21 protein-coding genes are annotated in these 21833 nt (G+C 69.8%); 4 read left to right on the top strand and 17 right to left on the bottom strand.

The genetic code is table 11. The annotated features are described in order from the left end of the window. Positions 1 to 352 precede the first annotated feature (352 nt). Complete coding sequence (locus ACGFNU_RS06120; protein ID WP_392590621.1) at positions 353 to 973, bottom strand: PH domain-containing protein; 621 nt, start codon at positions 971 to 973, stop codon at positions 353 to 355. A gap of 251 nt (positions 974 to 1224) precedes the next feature. Here ACGFNU_RS06120 and ACGFNU_RS06115 point away from each other — a divergent pair, with 251 nt between their 5' ends. Continuing rightward, positions 1225 to 2373, top strand: coding sequence for an NADH-quinone oxidoreductase subunit D (locus ACGFNU_RS06115; protein WP_392591018.1), 1149 nt, complete (start codon positions 1225 to 1227; stop codon positions 2371 to 2373). 5 nt (positions 2374 to 2378) lie between these two features. Here the strand turns inward: ACGFNU_RS06115 and ACGFNU_RS06110 are convergent, their stop codons facing one another. The 13 genes from ACGFNU_RS06110 to dacB all read right to left on the bottom strand — a co-directional run bounded on the left by ACGFNU_RS06110 (position 2379) and on the right by dacB (position 13175). Continuing rightward, the gene (locus ACGFNU_RS06110) at positions 2379 to 2516 is read right to left on the bottom strand and encodes a hypothetical protein (RefSeq protein WP_392590619.1); all 138 of its coding nucleotides are present in this window, start codon (positions 2514 to 2516) and stop codon (positions 2379 to 2381) included. Beyond that, a complete protein-coding gene (locus tag ACGFNU_RS06105) occupies positions 2503 to 2844 on the bottom strand; it encodes an MmcQ/YjbR family DNA-binding protein (protein WP_392590617.1) in 342 nt (113 codons plus the stop codon). Before ACGFNU_RS06105 ends, ACGFNU_RS06110 begins: the two co-directional genes overlap by 14 nt. Before the next feature lie 15 nt (positions 2845 to 2859). Further along, the gene (locus tag ACGFNU_RS06100) at positions 2860 to 3333 is read right to left on the bottom strand and encodes a DUF3180 domain-containing protein (RefSeq protein WP_392590616.1); all 474 of its coding nucleotides are present in this window, start codon (positions 3331 to 3333) and stop codon (positions 2860 to 2862) included. Beyond that, a complete protein-coding gene (folK, locus tag ACGFNU_RS06095; RefSeq protein ID WP_392590614.1) occupies positions 3330 to 3926 on the bottom strand; it encodes a 2-amino-4-hydroxy-6-hydroxymethyldihydropteridine diphosphokinase in 597 nt (198 codons plus the stop codon). The genes ACGFNU_RS06100 and folK overlap by 4 nt, the downstream gene beginning before the upstream one ends. Continuing rightward, complete coding sequence (gene folB, locus ACGFNU_RS06090) at positions 3923 to 4288, bottom strand: dihydroneopterin aldolase (RefSeq protein ID WP_392590612.1); 366 nt, start codon at positions 4286 to 4288, stop codon at positions 3923 to 3925. Before folB ends, folK begins: the two co-directional genes overlap by 4 nt. After that, positions 4285 to 4716, bottom strand: a complete 432-nt coding sequence (locus ACGFNU_RS06085) for a nuclear transport factor 2 family protein (RefSeq protein ID WP_392590610.1) — start codon at positions 4714 to 4716, stop codon at positions 4285 to 4287. The genes folB and ACGFNU_RS06085 overlap by 4 nt, the downstream gene beginning before the upstream one ends. Beyond that, positions 4713 to 5591: a dihydropteroate synthase gene (gene folP, locus ACGFNU_RS06080; protein ID WP_392590608.1), complete on the bottom strand. Its 879-nt coding sequence runs from the start codon at positions 5589 to 5591 to the stop codon at positions 4713 to 4715. Before folP ends, ACGFNU_RS06085 begins: the two co-directional genes overlap by 4 nt. A gap of 163 nt (positions 5592 to 5754) precedes the next feature. Continuing rightward, positions 5755 to 6369 (bottom strand): GTP cyclohydrolase I FolE, encoded by a 615-nt coding sequence (folE, locus tag ACGFNU_RS06075; RefSeq protein WP_392591016.1) that lies wholly within the window; start codon positions 6367 to 6369, stop codon positions 5755 to 5757. Positions 6370 to 6371: 2 nt separating this feature from the next. Beyond that, entirely contained in the window at positions 6372 to 8375 is a 2004-nt protein-coding gene (gene ftsH, locus ACGFNU_RS06070) for an ATP-dependent zinc metalloprotease FtsH (protein ID WP_392590606.1), read from the bottom strand. Between the two features lie 255 nt (positions 8376 to 8630). Continuing rightward, positions 8631 to 9194 carry a hypoxanthine phosphoribosyltransferase gene (hpt, locus tag ACGFNU_RS06065; RefSeq protein WP_392590604.1) on the bottom strand — a complete coding sequence of 188 codons (564 nt, stop codon included), beginning with the start codon at positions 9192 to 9194 and terminating at the stop codon, positions 8631 to 8633. Positions 9195 to 9274: 80 nt separating this feature from the next. Beyond that, entirely contained in the window at positions 9275 to 10336 is a 1062-nt protein-coding gene (gene tilS, locus ACGFNU_RS06060; protein WP_392590602.1) for a tRNA lysidine(34) synthetase TilS, read from the bottom strand. A 239-nt stretch (positions 10337 to 10575) separates the two neighbouring features. After that, entirely contained in the window at positions 10576 to 11688 is a 1113-nt protein-coding gene (locus ACGFNU_RS06055) for a zinc-dependent metalloprotease (RefSeq protein WP_392591015.1), read from the bottom strand. A 236-nt stretch (positions 11689 to 11924) separates the two neighbouring features. Then, positions 11925 to 13175, bottom strand: a complete 1251-nt coding sequence (gene dacB, locus ACGFNU_RS06050; RefSeq protein WP_392590600.1) for a D-alanyl-D-alanine carboxypeptidase/D-alanyl-D-alanine-endopeptidase — start codon at positions 13173 to 13175, stop codon at positions 11925 to 11927. Between the two features lie 285 nt (positions 13176 to 13460). On the opposite strand from dacB, the gene ACGFNU_RS06045 reads away from it, so the two are divergent. Further along, on the top strand, positions 13461 to 13964 hold the full coding sequence (locus tag ACGFNU_RS06045) for an inorganic diphosphatase (protein ID WP_344544104.1): 504 nt from the start codon (positions 13461 to 13463) through the stop codon (positions 13962 to 13964). A gap of 295 nt (positions 13965 to 14259) precedes the next feature. Here ACGFNU_RS06045 and ACGFNU_RS06040 read toward each other — a convergent pair whose 3' ends face one another. From ACGFNU_RS06040 to ACGFNU_RS06030, 3 genes are all read right to left on the bottom strand, one after another. After that, entirely contained in the window at positions 14260 to 15471 is a 1212-nt protein-coding gene (locus ACGFNU_RS06040; RefSeq protein ID WP_392590598.1) for an NlpC/P60 family protein, read from the bottom strand. 237 nt (positions 15472 to 15708) lie between these two features. Beyond that, entirely contained in the window at positions 15709 to 17301 is a 1593-nt protein-coding gene (locus tag ACGFNU_RS06035) for an RNA polymerase sigma factor (RefSeq protein ID WP_392590596.1), read from the bottom strand. A gap of 171 nt (positions 17302 to 17472) precedes the next feature. Continuing rightward, the gene (locus ACGFNU_RS06030; RefSeq protein ID WP_392590594.1) at positions 17473 to 18216 is read right to left on the bottom strand and encodes a nuclease-related domain-containing protein; all 744 of its coding nucleotides are present in this window, start codon (positions 18214 to 18216) and stop codon (positions 17473 to 17475) included. A 175-nt stretch (positions 18217 to 18391) separates the two neighbouring features. Between ACGFNU_RS06030 and ACGFNU_RS06025 the strand changes: the two genes are divergently transcribed. Next, the gene (locus tag ACGFNU_RS06025) at positions 18392 to 19186 is read left to right on the top strand and encodes a MerR family transcriptional regulator (RefSeq protein ID WP_392590592.1); all 795 of its coding nucleotides are present in this window, start codon (positions 18392 to 18394) and stop codon (positions 19184 to 19186) included. Beyond that, positions 19183 to 21795 (top strand): VIT domain-containing protein, encoded by a 2613-nt coding sequence (locus ACGFNU_RS06020; RefSeq protein ID WP_392590590.1) that lies wholly within the window; start codon positions 19183 to 19185, stop codon positions 21793 to 21795. The genes ACGFNU_RS06025 and ACGFNU_RS06020 overlap by 4 nt, the downstream gene beginning before the upstream one ends. Positions 21796 to 21833 lie beyond the last annotated feature (38 nt).

The raw sequence follows: 21833 nt of genomic DNA, 5'->3' as shown, positions 1-21833 counted from the left end.
CCTGCGGGCCCCTGCGGGCGCGGGGGCCCATAAGGCGACCCCGGGCCTCCGGGCGGCCCCTGCGGCCCTGGAGAGCCGTAGGGGCCGTACGGGCCGGGACGTCCCGGCGGCCCGTAAGGTCCGCCGGGGCCGTGTGGCCCACCGGGCGGTCCATGTGGACCCCCAGGACCCTGTGCCCCGCCAGGACCTTGCGGCCCGCCGGGGCTTTGCGGTCCGCCGGGGCTTTGCGGGACCCCGGGGCCTTGCGGCCCGCTGGAACCTTGCGGTCCGCCGGGGCTTTGCGTGCCGCCGGGCGGGCCGTGTGGCGGGGGTGGCCCGTATCCGTCCGGCGACGGCGGGCCGTAGGGGCCGCTCACAGTCCCATGCTCCGTTCCTCGCCCTTCTGGGCGAGACGGTCGCGCAACATGGCGGCCTCCGCCGCGGGCAGCCCCGGGATCACCGCGTCGGTGGCCGCCGCGGCGGTGTGCATCCGGACGGTCGCGACGCCCATCCACTGCTCCAGCAGGCCGGCGGTCACGTCCACGAACTGCATCCGCCCGTACGGGACGACGATGAGCCGCTTGACGAACACCCCGTGCGACAGGATCAGGTCTTCGGCGCGCTCCGCGTACCCCCAGGAGCGGTAGGCCAGTTCGGCGACGATCCAGGCGAGCCCGACCGACAGCAGCACGGCGACGCCCCAGAGGGTCGCGCCCAGCGCGCCCCCGCTGCGCGACACCAGGAAGCCGCCGATGAGCCCGATCGGCACGGCCCAGAGCAACGCGCCGATGCGCCGGTGCCAGGTGAACCGTTTGGAGATGTGCGCCCATGCCAAGCCGCCGCCTGGCGCGAACGCCTCGTCGGCCGGATAAGGCGACGCAGGCGGCCCTGCGGGCGCGGGCGGCTGCAGCTGGGGGGCAGCGCCGTACTGCGGGGCGCCCTGACCGCCACCTGGCCCGGAAACGGGCGGTTGGTCATCATGGGTCGGATTCATCACTGCATAGTCAACCCGAAACCGGCTGAATACCGCGAGCCCTTGTCCATGGCACGATGTCAGGCGTGAGCAGCCGGAGCGGCGGAGGCGGTGCCGCGACCCATGACCGCGGCGATCCGGAGGTGTGCCCGTGACCGCGAGCGGGCCGTGCGATCTGGACTGAGGAACGCGCGCAGCGACGAAGGAGCGAGCACGTGACGAGGGAAGATCGCACGATGCAGCCCGCGAGCAGCCGCGCCGGAGGCGCGGCGATGGGCAGAGAGCGGATCGTCGGCATCGGGGCGGGGGCCAAGGAGCTCGCCACCGAGGACATGACCCTCAACATCGGGCCCCAGCACCCGTCCACGCACGGCGTGCTCCGGCTCCGGCTGACCCTGGACGGCGAGCGCATCTCGTCGGCCGAGCCGATCATCGGCTACATGCACCGGGGCGCCGAGAAGCTCTTCGAGGTCCGTGACTTCCGCCAGATCATCGTGCTGGCCAACCGTCACGACTGGCTGTCGGCGTTCTCCAACGAGCTGGGCGTGGTGCTGGCGGTCGAACGCATGCTGGGCATGGAGGTGCCCGACCGCGCGACGTGGGCGCGGACGCTCCTCGCCGAGCTCAACCGGGTGCTCAACCACCTGATGTTCCTCGGCTCGTACCCGCTCGAGGTGGGCGCGATCACGCCGATCTTCTACGCGTTCCGGGAACGCGAGCATCTCCAGCGGGTCATGGAGGAGATCTCCGGCGGCCGCATGCACTACATGTTCAACCGGGTCGGCGGCCTCAAGGAGGACCTGCCCGCCGGATGGACGCACCGCGCTCGCGCGGCCGTCGCCGACGTCCGCTCCCGGATGAGCGACATCGCCGACCTGATCATGGGGAACGAGATCTTCCGCGCCCGCACGCGCGGCGTGGGCGTCCTGGCCGAGGAACAGATCCTGCAGTACGGGGTGTCCGGGCCGATCGCACGCGCTTCCGGGGTGGACTTCGACCTGCGCAGGGACGAGCCGTACCTGGCCTACGGCGACCTCGACGTGCGTGTGGTCACACGTACCGAAGGCGACTGCCTGGCCCGTTTCGAGTGCCTGCTCGACCAGGTGTACGCGTCGCTCGACCTGGCCGACACCTGCCTGGACCGCCTAGGCGAGCTCCCGCCCGGCCCGATCAACCAGCGCCTGCCCAAGGTGCTCAAGGTCCCGGAGGGGCACACCTACGCCTGGACCGAGAATCCCCTCGGCATCAACGGCTACTACCTGGTCTCGCATGGTGAGAAGACCCCGTGGCGCATGAAGTTGCGCTCCGCGTCGTTCAACAACATCCAGGTCCTGTCAGAGCTCCTGCCAGGCACCCTGGTCGCCGACATGATCGCCATCCTCGGCTCGATGTTCTTCGTCGTAGGCGACATCGACAAATAACGCGCTCACCCGCCCGCGTCGTCGTCCCCGCCAAGGATCGCGTCGACGTCCAAGCCCTCGTGCCTCGCGAGCGCCGACACGAGCGCGAGCGTCCTGCTCGTCATGTCGATGATCGACTCCAGGTCGTCGTCACGCTTCGGCATCGAAGGCCTTCACTGTGCGTTTGGGAGCGGTGAGCCGCCACGCCTCGGTGATCAGATCGCGGAGTTCGCCGAGATCGACGCGGGTGACGTCGACGCCGACCCAGCCGTGCCGGCCGACATAGGCCGGGAATGAGAACGTCTCCGGATCCGCGGCGAGGAGCGCGGCCTGCTCCTCCTTGGTGGCCTTCAGGCTGGCGCTGGTGCCGTCCTCGGAGAGCCCGGCGAACATCTTGTCGCGCACCCGGAACGTCGGATGGCCCCAGGTCTCCTTCTCCACCGCCTCCGGCAGGGCGAGGGCGATCTTGCGGAAGTCGTCACCGGACGGCATGGCGGCCGGCTCCTTTCAAGCGTGGGAGGCGCCGCGGTCCTGGTCCTCCGCGTCGGGATCCTTGGGGACGCGGCAGGCGTACTCCAGGAAGAACGCGGCGCCGACCAGCACCACGGCGGCCAGGAACGTGCCGCCGCTCACGAAGAAGTCATGCCGTGGCGTCGGCTTGTCCAAGGCGTTGGTCAGGCTCAGCGCGAAACCGGCGAAGACGCCCGCCAGGACGGCCGCCGCGAGCGCCGTCGCCTTGCCGAGCGCGGCCATGCGGGCCACCACGAGCGGCTCGACCGGCTTGGTGTTCGGCTTGCGGCGGATCCGGCGCAGCGTGTTGACGCCGGTGACCGCCTCGCCGAGCGCCAGCAGGAGCAGCGTCGGCACGGCGGTCCACGGCAACGGCGGCAGGGAGACGTAGGCCGTCCGCAGCACCGCCCAGGTGATCAACGTGATGATCACCACGAGGCCGGCGAGGAACGGGACGCGCGTGGGTTTCATGCAGGCGGCTGCAGCGTCAGATCGTCACGGCGGCGCACGACCGAGGGGCCTCCCTCCGACTGGCGGGCATCGGCCAGATCGCCGACCCGCCCGTGCCCGGGCAGGAGGACGTCCGGCTCGATGTCCGCCCACGGCACGAGGACGAACGCCCGCTCGTGCGCGCGTGGGTGCGGCAGAGTCAGGTCTGGGTCGTCCATGGTGACGTTGCCGAACACGACGATGTCGATGTCGAGCGTGCGCGGGCCCCAGCGGACCTCGCGTACTCGCTGCATCGAGTTCTCGATGTTGAGGACGCGTTCGAGGAGGTTCTCCGGTGGCAGCCTGGTGTCGGCCACCAGCACGATGTTGAGAAAGTCGCCCTGCTCGGGGATCGAGACGCCGGGAGGCGCGTACGGGCTCGTCTCGTACACGGGCGAAAGCGCCACGAACGTCAGGCCGGGCGCGTCGAACAACGCGTCGACGGCCTCCTGGATGTTGTCCAGACGGTCACCGAGGTTGCTGCCTAGGGAGAACACGACACGGTGCTGGACCAGCATGTGGCCACCGGTCGCGGTGCGTTCGGGGGTGTGGCGGATGGGGTCGGACGCGGTCATGGGCGACTCCTCCTGATCTTCACGGCCACGTCCGTGAAGGGGTACGGCACGGGGGCGCTCGGCTTGTGAACGGTGATCTCGACCTCCGTCACAGGGGCCTCTTGCAGGCAGACCCCGGCCAGCCGGTCGGCCAGCGTCTCGATGAGGTTCACGGGCTCCCCTTCGACGACGGCGACCAGACGGCCGGCGAGCGATCCGTAGTCGACGGTACGGGATAGATCATCCCCTGCGGCGGCGGGGTGGGTGTCGAGGCCCAGTTCCACGTCCACCACGAACTCCTGGCCGAGCTCGCGTTCGGCCGGCAGGCAGCCGTGCCGCCCCCGGGCCCGCAGCCCGCGCAGTTCGATCCGGTCGAGACTCATTCTTCCTCTGCGGTGTTGAGGATGGGAGACCCATGGTGGAGCAGCAGGCGCCAGCCGCCGTCCACCCGGACGAAGACCTTGGTCGCCACGACCTCCCCACCTGCGAGGAAACCGGCCTCGGTGTCCTCGTCGGCGGTGAGGATGTTCTCCGAACAGGTCACCACGGCCTGGTTCCCGTGGATATCTGCCTCCACGTTGGTCAGGACAAACTGGATATAACTCGTGTTGGCCATGATCAACGCCCAGGACCGCAGCACCTCTTCCCGGCCGCGCAACATCGGCCAGCCGGGATGCACGCAGGTCACGGCGTGCGCGTAGGAGCCGTCCGCCCACAGCGCGGCCATCCGGTCCAGGTCTCCGGCCTCGAACGCGGCGTAGAACTCCGCGTTGGCCTCCTCAAGGGCGGCGGTCAGCTCGGCTGGGCTCACTGCTCGGGACTCCCGGTGTCGTCGGATGCGGCACGCACGGCCTGGGCGACGCGCACGGCGTCCGCATTCGGCCGTACGCGATGGACGCGGACGCACCAGGCGCCCGCGGCGGCGACCAGCGAGGTGATCGCCACGGTGGCGTCGTCGCAGTCGGTGAACGAGCGCGGCGTCCCGTCCTCGGCGGCGAGCAGCCGGCCGAGGAAGCGCTTGCGCGAGGCGCCCACGAGCACCGGGTAACCGGTGCCGACCAGCGCGTCCAGCCGGGCGATCAACTGCCAGTTGTGCCCCGCCTCGGGGCTCTTGGCGAAGCCCAGCCCCGGATCGAGCACGATCATCGATGGATCGACCCCGGCGCCCAGGATCGCGTCGACCCGCCCGAGCAACTCGTCCCGCACCTCGCGGACGACGTCCTCGTAGACGGCGCGCGTCTGCATGGCGTGGCTGTGCCCGCGCCAGTGCATGACCACGTACGGTACGCCCGTGGCGGCGACGACCCGCGCCATGCCGGGATCCGCCAGGCCGCCGCTGACATCGTTCACGAGCCGCGCCCCCGCGGCCACCGCCGCCTCGGCCACCTCGGCCCGCATGGTGTCGACGCTGACCGGCACGCCCTCGGCGCTCAGCGCCTCGATGACGGGCACGACCCGCCGCAGCTCCTCCTCCCGGGAGACCCGCTGCGCCCCGGGCCGGGTGGACTCACCACCCACGTCCACGAGGTCGGCGCCCTCCGCGACCAGGTCGATCCCATGCCGGATCGCCTTGTCCGGATCGAACCAGGCGCCACCGTCCGAGAACGAGTCGGGGGTCACGTTGACCACGCCCATGACGAGGCACCGCCCCGTCGAGGGCAGCCCAGGCACACCGGCTGTGGTCATGCAATCAACCCTATGCCTTGATCGGCGTGCTTATTGCTGTGTGCTTTTGGCGCGGCCTCGGGACCTCGCCTGACGGCTCGGACCCGAACCGGCAAGATGGCGAGCACGACACCGCTTCACGACCCGGTCGCGCGCCTGCGCACGGGCTGGTCGATGATCACAACTATCCGAGGATGAGGCCCATGGCTTCGGCGCGGGTCTCGGCGTGGTCGCGGAAGTCGCCGCGGACGGCCGAGGTGACGGTCTTGGCGCCGGGCTTGCGGACGCCCCGCATGGTCATGCAGAGGTGTTCGGCCTCGACCACGACGATGACGCCGCGGGGTTCGAGGATGCGCATGACGGCGTCGGCGACCTGGCTGGTCAGGCGTTCCTGGACCTGGGGGCGGCGGGCGAAGACGTCCACCAGGCGGGCCAGCTTGGAGAGGCCGGTGATCCGGCCGTTCGCGTTCGGCGTGTAGCCGACGTGGGCGAGGCCGTGGAAGGGCACCAGGTGGTGCTCGCAGGTCGAGTAGACCTCGATGTCCTTGACCAGGACCATCTCGTCGTGGTCGGCCTCGAAGACCTTGTTGAGGACGTCCTCGGGCTCCTGGCGGAGACCGGCGAACTGCTCGGCGTAGGCACGTGCCACGCGTGCGGGCGTGTCGAGCAGTCCGTCGCGGTCCGGGTCTTCACCGATGGCGAGCAGGATCTCGCGGACGGCCTTTTCGATCCTGGCATGGTCGAAGCCCGGGGGAAGTTCCCCCGGGACTTCGTCCTCGTCGTACGGAAGAGCCAAGATGGTCAGCTCTCAGGCGCCGGGTCGATGGCCGGCTCCGGGTCGCCGGCGGACTGGCCGTTGCCCTTGGTCAGGTCGGCGACGTCCTGCGGGCCCATCAGGGCCAGTTCCTTGGGCGTCAGCACGGGCGGGCGGTCCGACGGCAGGCGCTTGCCGTAGCCGGTGTAGGAGTTCTGGTGCGGCCGCTTCTGGATCGGCGCGAAGATCTCCAGCACCATGTCCTTGGAGAGCGTCTCCTTCTCCATCAGGTTGACCACGAGGTCGTCCAGAACGTCCCGGTACTCGACCAGGATCTCCCAGGCGGTGTCGTGGGCGCCCTCGATGTAGCGGCGGACCTCGTCGTCGATCGCGGAGGCGATGTCCTCGGAGTAGTCGCGCTCGTGACCCACGTCGCGGCCGAGGAAGACCTCGCCGGCGCCGGTGCCGAACTTGCGGGCGCCGAGGCGCTCGCTCATGCCGTACTCGGTGACCATGTTGCGGGCGATCGAGGTCGCCTTCTCGATGTCGTTGGCCGCGCCGGTGGTCGGCTCGTGGAAGACGAGCTCCTCGGCGGTGCGGCCACCGAGCAGCATGGCCAGCTGGTCGTTCATCTCCGAGCGCGTGGTGAGGAACTTGTCCTCCATCGGCAGGGTCATGGTGTAGCCCAGGGCCCGGCCGCGCGGCAGGATCGTCACCTTGTGCACGGGGTCGGCGTTCGGCAGCGCGTGCGCCACCAGAGCGTGCCCGCCCTCGTGATAGGCGATGATCTTCTTTTCCTTCTCGGACATGACGCGGGTCTTGCGCTCCGGCCCGGCCATCACGCGGTCGATGGATTCCTCGAGGGTCTCCATGTCGATCAGCTTGCGGTCGAAGCGGGCGGTGAGCAGCGCCGCCTCGTTGATCACGTTGGCGAGGTCGGCGCCGGTGAAGCCGGGCGTCCGGCGCGCGATCACGTCGAGGTCGACGTCCGGGGCGAACGGCTTGCCGCGGCCGTGCACCCGGAGGATGCCCTTGCGGCCCTCGAGGTCGGGACGGTCGACCGTGACCTGCCGGTCGAAGCGGCCCGGGCGCAGCAGCGCCGGGTCGAGGATGTCGGGGCGGTTGGTCGCGGCGATCAGGATCACGCCGCCCTTGACGTCGAAGCCGTCCATCTCGACCAGCAGCTGGTTGAGGGTCTGCTCGCGCTCGTCGTGGCCGCCGCCGAGCCCGGCGCCGCGGTGCCGGCCGACGGCGTCGATCTCGTCGATGAAGATGATCGAGGGGGCGTTGGCCTTGGCCTGCTCGAAGAGGTCGCGGACGCGGGACGCGCCGACACCGACGAACATCTCGACGAAGTCCGAACCGGAGATCGAGTAGAACGGCACCCCGGCCTCGCCCGCGACGGCGCGCGCCAGCAGGGTCTTACCGGTGCCGGGCGGGCCGTAGAGCAGCACGCCCTTGGGGATCTTGGCGCCGATGGACTGGAACTTGGCCGGGTTCTGGAGGAAGTCCTTGATCTCCTCCAGCTCCTCCAGCGCCTCGTCCGCGCCCGCGACGTCGGCGAACGTCGTCTTCGGCGTGTCCTTGGTGATCAACTTCGCCTTGGACTTGCCGAAGTTCATCACGCGAGAGCCGCCGCCCTGCATCTGGTTCATGATGAACAGGAAGATCAGCACGATGACCACGATGGGCAGCAGGCTGAACAGCAGGCTCAAGAAGAAGCTCTGCTTGGGAACCTCGACGTTGTAGCCACCCGTGAGGCTTCCGGCCTGCGCCTGCTGCTGCAGCGCGCGCTGCAGCTCGATGCCCTGGCCGTCGACCCAGGAGGCCTGCTGCTGCTTGCCGTCCTTGAGGGTGACCTCGATCTTCTGGTCCTTGTCGATGATCTTGGCGGACTTCACCTGTCCGCTCTGGATCTCCGAGACCACCTTGGAAGTGTCGGTCTTCTCGTACGAACGGCCGGGGTTGATCCCCCACATCACGAGGGCGATCAAGAGGCCGAACAGCAGGATCCACAGCAGCGGCCCGCGAAAGTAGCGCTTCACGTCCATTTATCCGGTCACCCCTTCCGGGGCCCGTCCCTCCTGACCAACGTCTGTGAACCGGCTCCGTGCGCGTCAGGACCCGTCGAAACGGGGCCCGGCGCCCACCGGGGCGGCCTTCGTCAAGCAGTGTCCCCGGCCGAGGCCCGGGATACCGAAGGTACACCGGCAGCACAGGGGACGCAGCCAGCGCCGATCCCCTGATCCATTCGATATACCCGTCAACGCCCCTTGCAACGATCCGCGCAGGCCTCTTGTTCCCGGTCAGGCCCCGTCGCCGCCGTACACGTGCGGCGCGAGCGTCCCCACGAAAGGCAGGTTGCGGTATTTCTCGGCGTAGTCGAGCCCGTAGCCGACGACGAACTCGTTCGGGATGTCGAACCCGAGGTACTTGCAGTCGATCTCGGTCTTGACCGCCTCCGGCTTGCGCAGCAGCGCGCAGATCTCCAGCGACGCGGGCCCGCGCGACCGCAGGTTGCTGACCAGCCACGACAGCGTCAGCCCCGAGTCGATGATGTCCTCGACGATGAGCACGTGCCGGTCGAGGATGTCGGTGTCCAGGTCCTTGAGGATCCGGACGACGCCGGACGACTTGGTGCCCGAGCCGTACGACGACACCGCCATCCAGTCCATGGAGGCGGGCGAGTGCAGCGCCCGCGCCAGATCGGCCATGATCATGACCGCGCCCTTGAGCACGCCCACCACCAGCAGGTCCTTGCCGGCGTAGTCGGCGTCGATCTGCGCCGCCAGCTCGCGCACCTTGGCCTGCAGCTGGTCCTCGGGGATGAGCACCTTCGCCAGGTCCGCGCCCAGATCCTTCTCGTCCACAACCCCACCCTCATCGAGACGGACGCGCTGCGTGAGAGCGCGCACACGGCACGGCCCCGTTCGCGCGCAGCGTAGAGCGCCTACCGCTCGCCGCCGCGTGGCGGGGGACCCGTCCCGAACAGCAGCTTCCCATACCGCCGGAACGCCCGTACGCCCCCCGGAAGATCGACGTGCCGCTGCCCGTGCCAGGCCGTGACCAGCCGATCCACTTCATCGACATGGACGGCCGCGAGCGTACCCGGTGGGCTTCCCGCCTCGATCGCCGCCATCCGCAACACCCGCGTCCGGACCGCCCGAGGCAACGCCGCGAGCCCCTCGACCGCCAACCCCCCGGACGCCGGTTCGTCCTTCGCCGCAGATTCGGCGTCCCTAGAAGTGAGGTGCGTCACTTGCAAGAGGTCTTGGTAGGCGCGATTTGCCAGGCTCTCCAGGGCGTCCGCGTCGTCGCGGAGCATGCGGGCAGTACGCGCCAGGGCGTCCGTCACCCCAGGGCCGAGGGTCTTCTCCAGGACCGGCAGCGCCTCGTTCCGTACGCGGACGCGGGTGTAGGACGGGTCATCGTTGTGGGGGTCGTCCCAGGAATCGAGGCTTTGGGCCTCACAGGCGCGGCGCGTGGTGGCGCGTTCGATTTCCAGCAGCGGACGGAGGTAGCGGGCGCCGGACGGCCGTTCGAACGCGGAGGCCATCCCGGCAAGGGAACGGGCGCCGGAGCCGCGTGCCAGGCCGAGGAGCACGGTCTCCGCCTGGTCGTCGCGGGTGTGCCCTAGGAGGATGGCCGCAGCGCCCAGGCGAGCGGCGGCCTTGTCCAGGGCGGCGTATCTCGACTCGCGCGCGGCGTTCTCCGGGCCGCCCTCCCGGCCGACTGTCACGGCGACCGACCCGGCTGGATCGAGCCCGAGGTCAGCCATGATCCGCACGAGACGCAGCGCACGTTCGTCCGAGCCCTCTTGCAGGCCATGGTCGATCGTCACCCCACCGGCCCGGCGGTCGTTGCGCGGGGCCTCGAACGCGAGCGCCGCGGCCAGCGCCAGCGAGTCGGCGCCGCCGCTGCAGGCCACCAGCACCAGAGCGCCCGGCGCGACGGCGTCGAGCGCCTGCCGGACCGCCACCCGCACCGCTGCCACGGCCGGATCGGGCCCCATGGGCTCCCTCCCTCGTCAACCTGCGGCAGGAGTGCCGCAGGTCAACGAAACCACGCGCCACCGACAGAGCCGCGAGGCGCGCTGCCCGGCAGCCGTTCCCGCACGCCAGACGGCGGGCAGCACTCGAGCACCACCCGCCAGGCAGGCGACGGCCAGGCACCGCGCACCGGGCGGGCGACGGTCAGGCATCGCGCGGCTTAGCAACGGGCGGCAGCCGTGCGTCGCGCGTCGGGCGGTGGTCAGGCCTCGTTGGCCGTGGGCGGGGCGTCGAGCTCGCGGGGGCCGATGACGCGGTTCATCCAGGCGGCCGGTTCCTTGATCTCATCGTGGGTCGGCAGCGTCTCCGGGGACTGCCAGATCTTGTTGAAGCCGTCCATGCCGACCTCGGTGACGACGCGGCGGACGAAGCGCGAACCCTCCGCGTACTGCTTCATCTTGAGGTCGATCCCGAGGACGCGGCGGATCGTCTTGTCCATCCGCGAGCCGCCGTCACGCCGCCCCTGGAATCGGGAGCGGATCTGCTGCACCGACGGCACGACCTCAGGCCCGACCGCGTCCATCACGTAGTCGCCATGTCCCTCGACGAGGGTCATGACGGCGGTGAGGCGGTCCAGGATCTCGCGCTGTTCGGGCGACTGGATCGCGTCGATCAGGCTGGACTCGCCGCCGCGGACGGCGTCGGCGACCGCCTCCGCCGCGTCCCGGAGCCGGTCGAGCATCGCGCCGGGGTCCAGGTCGGACGCGAGCAGGAACTTGGTCATCTGGTCCTGGACGTACTCGCGCAACCACGGCACGCCCGTGAACTGCGTACGGTGCGTCTCCTCGTGGAGGCACACCCAGAGCCGGAAGTCGCGCGGGTCCACGCCGAGCTCCTGCTCGACGTGGACGATGTTGGGCGCGACAAGCGTGAGACGTCCGGTCGGCGCGCGGCCCGAGGGGTCCGGCGGCAGGAACAGCTCGTACTGCCCCAGCACGCGGCTGGCCATGTACGAAAGGATGGCGCCGACCTGCATCCCGGTCACGCGCGAGCCGACGGCCTGGACCATCACGCCGCCCGGGCCGCCGCTCAGCAACCCGGTGCCGCGCCGCTCCTGCATCTGCTCCATCAGCGGTTCGAGCACCACCTTGAAGCCGTCCACATTGGCCCGGATCCAGCCCGGACGGTCCACGATGGTGGCCGGCGCGGGGTCCTGCTCTGCCTGGATGCCCGTGAACTCGAGGACGTGCCCCTGCGCGAGCCCGGACAGCTCGCGGAGCTCGTCGACGACCTTGCGGGCCTCTTCGTGGCTGACCTGCGGACCCGGCCGGACAAGCCGGATCCCCGTCTGCACGGCCACGTTCCAGTCGATCATTGAGGCGCTCATATACTCCACCGTACGTTTCGACACGGCGCCCGGGCGCCCCTGCACATTCGTTCAACGAACAACCGTTTTGGTTATCTCCCGCAGGGCCTTTTCCACACGTGATCCGAGGCTGCCGAGCCCACGAAGGCGGGCGTCCGGCCGGGACGTGGACGGGCATCCGGTCGGGACGTGGACGGGCGTTCGTCACAGGCGCGAGCAGACGGCGGCAGAGGCTCTGACGGGTGTCAGCAGCCGCAGGCGGCTAGGGTGCCGGCCAGGCGGTCGAGCTTGCCGGGGTCGACGGAACCCTTGCCGTCACCGGCCATGAAGGCGAAGGCCAGCAGGCGTCCGTCGGCGTCATAGGCGACACCGGCGAGGGTGCTGACTCCAGAGAGGGTGCCGGTCTTGGCGCGGACCATCCCGGCTCCGGCCTCGCTGCCGGGGCGTGTGTAGCGGGGCGGGCTGAGCGTCCCGGAAAAGCCTGCGACCGGCATGCCTGTGATCGCGGCGCGCAGATCTGGACGTTCGGGGGACGCGGCCAGGGCGGCGATGCGGGCGAGGGCGAGCGGCGTGATCTGGTTGCGCGGCGAAAGGCCGCTGCCGTCATTGGTCAGCACTCCGTCGGCGACGCCCAGCCCGGCCAGGACCTCGCGCACGGCTTGCGCTCCACCCGCGAACGTAACGGGCCGGCCACGCTTGATGGCCACCTGGCGCAGAACGGCCTCGGCCACGTCGTTGTTGCTGTGCGTCATCAGATATTCGACGAGCGCGGCAAGCGTGGGCGACTGCACGGCACCGAGGTTCTGAGCCTCAGCAGGTGCCTGCGTTGAGCGTCCAGCGTCTGCCTTCACCCCGTACCGGCTCAGCAACCTGGCGAACGTTGCGGCTGCGGCGGCGGGCGGGTTGCCGGCGCGGGTGTTCTCCCCTGGCTTGTCCGGGGAGATGCGCCCTTCGTCCACCGTCAACGCGGAAACAGGAGCGACTTCGCCGTCCGGCAAATAGTTGGGCTTCCAGCTAGCGGCGGTTCGAGGCCCCTGATAGGCCGAGATGTCGAAATCGACCCGCACGCGCCGAACACCGGCCGCTTTGAGTGCGGTCGCGGTCTGCTGGGCGAGATCGGTGAACGACGCGAACGCCGGGTCTCCCTGGTTCGGACGTGACGCGGTGGATCGCGCAGTCAGGGTAGGATCCCCGCCGCCGACCAAGACCACGCTGTCCCCGGTTCTTCCCTTCACCGCCCGGGTGGTGATCCGGTGCGCGGGGCCCAGCGCGGCCAGCGCGGCGACCGAGGTCACCAGCTTGGTGGTGGAGGCCGGGGTGGCGGGACGGTCGGCACGCTGCTGGAACAGCAGGCGGCGGGTCGTCGCGTCGATCACCACGGCGTTGATCTTCTCGCCGGGGCCGCCGATCACGTCGTTCAGGCGGGTGCCGAGGACGCCCCCGTCCGGGACGCGGGCAGTCATGTCCACGCCTGGCAATCCGGCCGCGGCGAGCACGGCCTCGCGGCCCGCCATCGTCGGCGGCTGCGGGGAAAGCCGCTGCTGAGGTGTGAGTTTCGCCACGGCGAGGCCCGCACCGACAGTGAAAACGTTAAGGAGGGACAGTGTGATCACGGCGACGGTGAGGCCCCTTCCGCGCACGTAACCGTCCCTCTCCCACTCAGCACTCACCAACGTGCGACATCCTTATATATGGGAACACCCACCCTGTGGGGGCCGCCTTCGCCCGCACAGGCTCCCGAAAGCCTAAACACTGCGAACACGCGGGGAGCGGAGGACATCTTGGAATTCGACGTCGTCATTGAGATCCCAAGGGGCAGCCGTAACAAGTACGAGGTGGACCACGAGAGCGGCCGCATCCGGCTGGACCGCATGCTCTTCACGTCCACGCAGTACCCGGCCGACTACGGGTTCGTCGAGAACACGCTCGGCGAGGACGGTGACCCGCTCGACGCGCTGGTCATCCTGCAGGAGCCGACGTTCCCGGGGTGCCTCATCAAGTGCCGCGCCGTCGGCATGTTCCGGATGACCGACGAGGCCGGCGGTGACGACAAGGTCCTGTGCGTCCCCGCGACCGACCCGCGCAGCGAGCACCTGCGGGACATCCACCACGTCCCGGAGTTCGACCGCCTGGAGATCCAGCACTTCTTCGAGGTCTACAAGGACCTCGAGCCCGGCAAGTCCGTCGAGGGCGCCAACTGGGTCGGGCGGGTCGAGGCCGAGGCCGAGATCGAGCGCTCCATCAAGCGCGAGGCGGAGAACGTCGCGCAGCGCGGCGGGCACTGACCTGCCGCACCGGACGGTGCCGGTCTGCTCCCCGCGCCGCCGTTCGGGGCCCGACATCGGAACGCTTCCGTACGAAACGCTCGTACGGAAGCGTTCCGTTGTCCGGAGCGTCAATCCGCAGCACATCAGCATGAGGCGCGTCGGCTCGGGGACGTCAGCGGACGGAGCGCGCAAGCAGACCGAGCGGCAGCCGGCCAACGCGCTTGCGGACGGAGCGCGTCCATTGACGGAGCGGCCAGCGAACACGTCGGCAGACGGAGCGGCCGCCTGCCAACGCCTCGCGTTCGGGGGCGCGTCAGCCTGCAGGACGGGTCGCTCCGATGAGGCCGTTGCGGTGGATCGTGGATATCCGTACCCGGGCGCCGGTGTAAGGCGCCTCGATCATGCGTCCCTGGCCGATGTAGATGCCGACGTGGTGGATCGTGTCGGGGTTCGAGGTGTCGTTCGCGAAGAAGACGAGGTCTCCGGCACGGAGATTGCTGAGCGGTACATGAGGGCCTGACGTCCACTGCGTGCCCGTCCAGTGGTCGAGCCGGACACCTGCCTTGGACCACGCGTACAACGCCAGCCCAGAGCAGTCGAAGCCGAACGTGCCCGCGCCGTGGGCGATGCCGTAGCTGGGGCCGCCAGAGGTCCCGCCACCCCACGAGTACGGTGTGCCGAGCCATTTGAGCGCCGCCCGTACGACCAGCGAACCTCGGGCCGATCCCCGCGCCATCGCGATCGCCGCACGCCCCGGCCCGCCGCCATAGGTGATCCGCGCGCGGCGTGCCTCCGCCCTGGCCAGCGCGGCCTCACGGGCCCTTTTCAGGCTCGCGGCACGTTCCTCAGCGGCGCCGAGACGTTGCTCCAAGAGCCGCTTCTCGGCCTCGATGCGGCCGACAGCTGAGCGCTGCTGCGCCACGGCGCCGGCCGCGGCTTTTCGCGCGTCCTCTGCCCGGCGTGCCGCCGCCGTCTGCTCGTCAACTGCGACCCTCGCCTGCCTGCGGAACACATCGGCGACGTTTCTGGCCGCTTCGACCTTCTGGACGATGTCGGTACGTTTGCGCGCCAGCATCTCCATCATCCCGGCGCGGTCCATGAAGCCCTGGGGGCCGCCGTTCCCCGCTACAGCAGCGGACCACGGGTTGTATCCGGTGTCAGCGCGGTAGGCCTCGGCGGCGAACGCCGCCATCTCTTCCTGTGCCACACCCAGACGCCGGCTCGCCTCCGCCAGGCGAGCCTGTGTGTCGACGTAGGACTTCTTGGCTTGCTGAAGTTTGACTATCTCGCCGTTGTAACGCTCAACGGCGACGGCAGCCGCTACACCTAGCCGTTCCAACTCAGCGTTGGCCTGAGCGAGCATCGTCTTGGTGCGTCCGACGTCCTCGGCCCGTTCATGAACCTCACGGTGGCTGTCGCGCACGTCCCGCGCGCTCGGCGCGGGCTTCGCATGGGCCGGCACGGACGCCTGTACGGACACGGTGAGACCCGCGACAGTCAACGCGATGCCGGACGACACGGCCATCAGACGAAGCGCCGCCCCATGCGTAGAGGCCCTCCGGCGAAGCTGCGCTGTGCTCGGTGACGGAATCACGGGCCCCCCTGCCGCGAATCACGATCTGCAAGTGATCTGCGACAGAGAGTAGTTCAGATCGACATCATGATGAACGTCCGCCGCAGAGTTGCGGAGTTAGTACCCACAGTGATCATTTCGCACACGTGGCCGCCGAGCGTGCGCGAGACCTTGGGCAGGAGGCGACCGTCATCCGGAGCGCTGCGGTCCGGATCTTGACCCCGAGGTGGCCGACGTCCGCGACTGCGAGTCGGATGCCGGGGGCGGCGGGGGCTCGCTGCTCGCCGGCGGGTTCGACGGCGCGGAGGTCGGGGCGGTAGTCGGGGCGGGGCTCGGCGGGGTCGAAGGTGGGTCCGAAGGAGGGGCGGAGGAGGACGGTGCCGGGGAGGACGGCGGCGTCGACGGTGGAGTGCTGGGCGCCGACGGGTGTGGCGTGCCTGGGCTTGAAGGATCAGGTGAGGGCGGCGGCGCGCCGGGGACGTGGGGCGCGGGAGCCGGGCCCGGAGGAAGCGTGCCGACGCCGGGAGGCAAGTGGTGCTCCGTGCCTGGCGGTGATGGCAGTGCGATGGGCGGAGCTGCCGGGTATCGCGCCCCGAGAGGAAACGTGGCCGACACAGGCGAACCAGTGAATCCACCCAGGCCCGGACTTGCCGAGGGGCGACGCGACGATCCTTCAGGAGGCGAGAGCCTGGCCACACCAGGACTCGGCAGACGCCCCGACGCGACCGTTTCCGTCTGCTCGTTGTCGCTACTGACGAACCAGTTGAACGCCGCGGCTCCGGCCGCGAGGAGAAGAGCGACCACTGCCGCGACCGCCAAGCCTCCCAGGCATGCTTGCAGACGTCCGTCACGTGCAAAGCCCACGAATGCCCCGGCCAATGGGACCCGGCGCGCGTCCGAGCGACGGCTGCCGTTCCGCCAGGGCAAGGCACTGCCACGCGAAAGAGTGGGCCGTCGCGGCAGGACGAGGCGATGCGGCTGAACAGGGAAGCCGCCTGGCGAAAACTCCACGACCCGTGTCGCCACGAACAACCGGTAGCCCACGAGTTCGGGGTCGAGGAAGCAGCTCATGACGCGCAGACGAAGCGCCTCCGGCGGTTCGGCCTGCGGCAGCAGCCCGTACACCTTGGCGGCGGAGACGGTCCGCGGCCGGAACGCCCCGCACAACGGGCATTCCTCCGCGTGACGCAGCAGCCGGAGGCGGAGGTCGTGCTCCATCTCGCCACGGCGGTCCCGGAGGATCACGCCGCGTTCGGTACAGCCGTAGGGTCCCTGATGCGCCATGATCTCCGCGGTCAGCGCCATCTCCAGCTCGGCGTGCGCGCGGTCGAGCGCCCCCTGGGCCTCTTTGACGGGCAGATCGAAGACGGCGGCCAGATCCGGCACCGAGAGCTGGTGCCGGACGCGCAGCTCCAGGAGCTCGCGGCTCAGCGGCGCCAGCCCCAGCACGGCCTGCCACGCCATGATCCGCTGATCGACGTCCTCCTGGTCGTGGCTGGCGACCGGCAGGTCCGGCGGCTGGCCGCCGTACGGCATCCGGCGCTCGCACTCCAGCCGCGCGATCGCGTACAGCCACGGCCCGAACCGGTCCGGGTCGCGCAGCTTGTCGATGTGCGCCTCCGCCACGATGAACGTGTCGCGCAGCGCCACCTGCGCGGCGTCGCGGCCGCGCAACTGGAACCAGCAGTACGCGTAGAGCCGGTCGGCGTACGCCTCGTACAGCGCGGCCGAGGCGCCGGAGTCTCGTGATCGCAGCGCGTCGACCAGGAGGTGGTCATTCATGCTTCCGAAAGTAAAGGTTCGTCAGAATCTTCACCGGCAATTTCGAGGGATCGAACTTTTTTGGCCGCAATGCGCCACGGCGCCGCTCATCGCAATCCACCATTCCGTTCAGAAATGACAGGGATAATGGCATTTATACAGGTAGTACGTCTTGTCCGATATTCGGTGTTATCACTTACGGAAAAGGTTTTCCAGCATCGGCGGCAGCACCCGTTCGGCGGCGGCCGCAACGGTCGCCACCTGCGCGCTCGTGAACACCACGGGCCGAGCCGCGATCATGTTCGGCAGCGGGCGGGCGGCGGCGAACAGCACTCCGCCATGACGCAACCCGCCCTGCGGCACTTTCGCCCCATGGACGGAGACCATCGGGCTCACCGGCACCTCGTGGTCGAGCTCCAATGAAAGCAAATCGGCGACTGTACGGGCGGCTCGGGAGGCGGCACCCGCGAGGTCGCCCGCGGGTCTATTGCCAATCCACAACCGCCGCCCCTCGGAACGCAACCGCAGACCCCAGCGCCACCGCCGGCTGGCTATGGCGTACACACCGGTGATGCCGATGACCAGATGGTCGAGGTTGGTCGTGGGCATGTTCGGCAGCGCCCGGTCATGCAGAACATGGAAACCGGCCGGATCGAGCTTCGCCAGGCTTCGTCCCGTCCGGCGCTCGGCCATCGCGCCCTGCCGCCAGCTGGTCGCCGGGCTCGGCCGGGCGCGTTCGTACATGGTGAACGCCGCGAACGCGGCCATCGCGGCACCCGGCCCGGCCCACCACACGCTGACCCCGGCCACGACGACCCCGAGGCCGCAAGCGAGGGCGCCGCGAAGCAGGAGCCGTTGCTGCCGGTGCTCCGCGGCGAGCACGCGGTAGCGCGACCAGGCAGAGGCTCCGGCGCTGGACGGGTCGACACCGCTCATCCGCACCCTGAACGCCCCTTCTCCGCCAGCCTTCCAGGGCTGCCCAAGTCGCCAGCGTGGGCCCCTGACGTCGCGAGTTCAAGGACTTTGACCTTCTTGATGCCGGCGCGCGGTGAAGTCCATGATCATCATTTGGTGTTGACACTGTCATTATTACAGTGTCATTATCGGCTCCATGGAGAGCACCTGGACCATCACCGAGCTGGCGGACCGCGCCGTCGCGGCCCTCGCCGCCGACGGCTCCCCGCGGGCCAACGGCCGGGTGCGCGACCTGCCCAACGAGCGGCTGATCCGCTGGTACACCACGATCGGCCTGGTCGACCCGCCCCTGGGCCGCCGCGGCCGCACCGCGCTCTACGGGCCCCGCCATCTCCTGCAGCTCGTCGCGGTCAAGCGCCGCCAGGCCGCGGGCCAATCGATCGCCGACATCCAGGCCGAGCTCACCGGCGCCACCGACGCGACTCTCAACGAGATCGCCCGGCTCCCTGAGCCCATCGCCACGACACTGCCCGCAGCAGACCCGCTCCCGGCGAACCCGTCCCGTGACCGCTTCTGGACCACCCGTCCCCATGCCGCAGCCACCACCTCACCTGCCGCCGACAACGGCCCCGCAGGAGCAGCCACCACCTCACCTGCCGAGGCCGCACCCGCTGTAGCAGCGAGAGCCTCCACAGAGGCAGAGCCCACTGCGAAGGCCGCGGCAGTCACGGACGCGGAGGCCGCGGCAGGGGCGGGGGCAGCCTCCACAGAAGCGGGAGCGGTCGCAAGAGTTACGGCCGGGCAGCTGGTGCAGGGGGTACGGCTGACGCCTGACCTCACTCTGCTCTTGAACGTTCCGTCGCTGAACGAAGAAGACCTTGCCGCGATCGAGACCGCGGCCCGGCCGCTGCTGGACGAGCTCTGGCGTCGCGGCCTCATCGGGACCGACCCCGATTCCCAGTCCGCCGTCAACTCCGGGAGCTCCTCGTGACCGTGCACATCACACCGCTGCCCGACCCCGTAGCGCCGCCCCCGGCACCTGACGGCGGACTCGGCGCGCTCGCCACCGACAAGGGGAACCTGCCGCTCGACTCCGTCGACGTGCACGCCGCCATCACCGGCCTGGCCGCCGGCGTCGAGGTCGTGCAGGGGTTCCGCAACCCGTTCGATGTACCGCTGGAAGCCACGTACATCTTCCCGCTGCCGGATCGCGCTGCCGTGACCGCGATGCGCATGGAGGCGGCCGACCGGGTGATCGACGGCCTGCTCAAGGAACGCGGCCAGGCCAGGCAGGACTACGACGAGGCGATCGCCGCCGGCAAGCGCGCCGCGATCGCCGAAGAGGAGCGCCCCGACATCTTCACCATGCGGGTCGGCAACATCCTCCCCGGCGAACGCGTGACGATCCGCGTGACCCTCAACCAGCCGCTGCCGTACGAGGACGACGCCGCGACCTTCCGTTTCCCGCTCGTGGTCGCCCCGCGGTTCATTCCCGGCGCGCCGTTGGACGACGCGCCCGCCGGCGACGGCGTCTCGCCCGACACCGACGCCGTGCCGGACGCCTCGCGGATCAGCCCGCCGGTCCTGTTGCCGGGCTTTCCCAACCCGGTGCGTCTGTCGGTCACCGCGGACATCGATCCGGCAGGGCTTCCGCTGGCCGAGATCCGTTCCGCCCTGCACGTCGTCGCCGAGACCAGGCAGGACGACGAAATCGAGGCCGACGCTCAAACCGGGGGAAACGCCAAGGGTGGCCGTACGACCGTCCGCCTTCAGCCTGGCGAGCGCCTCAACAGAGACTTCATCCTGCGCCTCGCCTACGCGCCGCAAGACGACGAGGACGAGGCGGTGGCACTCTCCCTCACTCCCGACGAAGGCGAATCTGACACGAGGAAGGGCACGGAGAAGGCCACGGAGGAGGGCACGGAGGAGGGCACGTTCACGCTGACCGTGTTGCCGTCAGGCGCGTCCCGGCGCGGCACCCGTCCTCGTGACGTCGTCCTCATCCTCGATCGTTCAGGCAGCATGCACGGCTGGAAGATGATCGCGGCGCGGCGGGCGGCGGCGCGGATCGTCGACACGCTCACCGCGGCCGACCGCTTCGCGGTGCTCTCGTTCGACAACGTCATCGAACGGCCTCGGGACCTGGACGCCGGGCTGTCCGCCGCGACCGACCGCAACCGGTTCCGCGCGGTCGAGCATCTGGCCGCGGTCGAGGCACGCGGCGGCACGCAGATGTTGTCGCCCTTGGAGGAGGCGTGCACGCTCCTGGCCGACTCCCCCAACGACCGTGTGGTCGTGCTCATCACGGACGGCCAAGTCGGCAACGAGGATCAGATCCTTGCGCGACTCACACCGCGCCTGCGCGGCGTCCGTGTTCACACGGTCGGCATCGACAGGGCGGTGAACGCCGGTTTCCTGCGCCGCCTGGCCGCCGACGGTGAAGGCCGGTGCGAGCTCGTCGAATCCGAGGACCGGCTGGACGAGGCGATGGAGCACATCCATCACCGCATCGGTGCCCCTGTCGCCACCGACCTGACGCTGCATGCCCAGGGCCTCGAACTCCTCCCGGACACGGTGGCACCGCGCCGTCTGGGTGCGTTGTTCCCTGGCGTGCCCCTGGTGATCTCGGGCCGGTACCGTGGCGCTCCGTCCACCGGAACCTTGGCCGTACGAGGCGTCACGGCCGACGGCGCGCCCTGGGAACAGACCGCCGCCGGGACCGTGACCAAGGACGCGGCGACCGCGGCCGTCTGGGCCCGCGCGCACCTGCGCGACCTGGAGGACCGGTACGCGGTCGAAGGCGGAGACGACCTCGAACGCCGCATCGTCGACACGTCGTTGCGCTTCGGTGTGCTGTGCCGGTTCACCGCGTTCGTGGCAGTGGACAGCCGGGTGGTGGCCGAAGGCGGAGGGGCGCCCCATCAAGTCGTCCAGCCGGTCGAGATGCCGGACGGCTGGGACGCTGGAGTTGGCGCGTTCAGCGCATCCGACGTGGCCCGAGGGATTTCGATGCCGGTGGCCGCTCCGATGACGGCGCAGCCCCAGGCCTACGCTGCCCCGCCTCCGCCTGCCCCTGGGGCGACGCCCGCGCCGCCTGGCGCCGGACCGGTTCCGCCTGCAGCGCCAATGCCTCCCTCTGCTCCGAGCAGCGGTTTCCGTGGGAGCAATGCACGTTCCCTCGACTTCGGGAGCGTTCCGGAGTCTGCGGCCTCAGCTCCACGGGCGTCCGAACGTCGCCGTGTGGGTGGACCGGGCAGGCCTGGAGGGGCTCGTTCATCCGACGTCCTGGCCGAGGCTCGTCGTGAGCTCGCCGGGGAGCTCCAACGCCTCCGCCAAGTCGGCGCTCAACGCGACGTACAACATTTGAAGGATCTGCTCACCAAGCTGGAGCCGATCGTTCGACGTCTGGAAAGGCGAGGCACCGACAGCAACCTGGTCGCGCCCCTTACAGCGTTGGCGGCGGACCTTCAGGTCGTACGAGCCGAGACCGCCCCCGCGGATCTCGACACGCTCTGGGACCGCGTCCTGCAGACCCTTGCCGACTTCGTCGCGGTACCTGGCAAAACCACCAAACGAGCTTTCTGGAAGCGCAGCAAGTAGAAAGCGTGGGCGTCCTCCCGGGTCAGTAGGAGGACGCC

The organism is Spirillospora sp. NPDC048911 (genome assembly GCF_043198015.1).
Taxonomy (GTDB): Bacteria; Actinomycetota; Actinomycetes; order Streptosporangiales; family Streptosporangiaceae; genus Spirillospora.
This window is presented reverse-complemented; position numbering and strand designations above follow the sequence as displayed.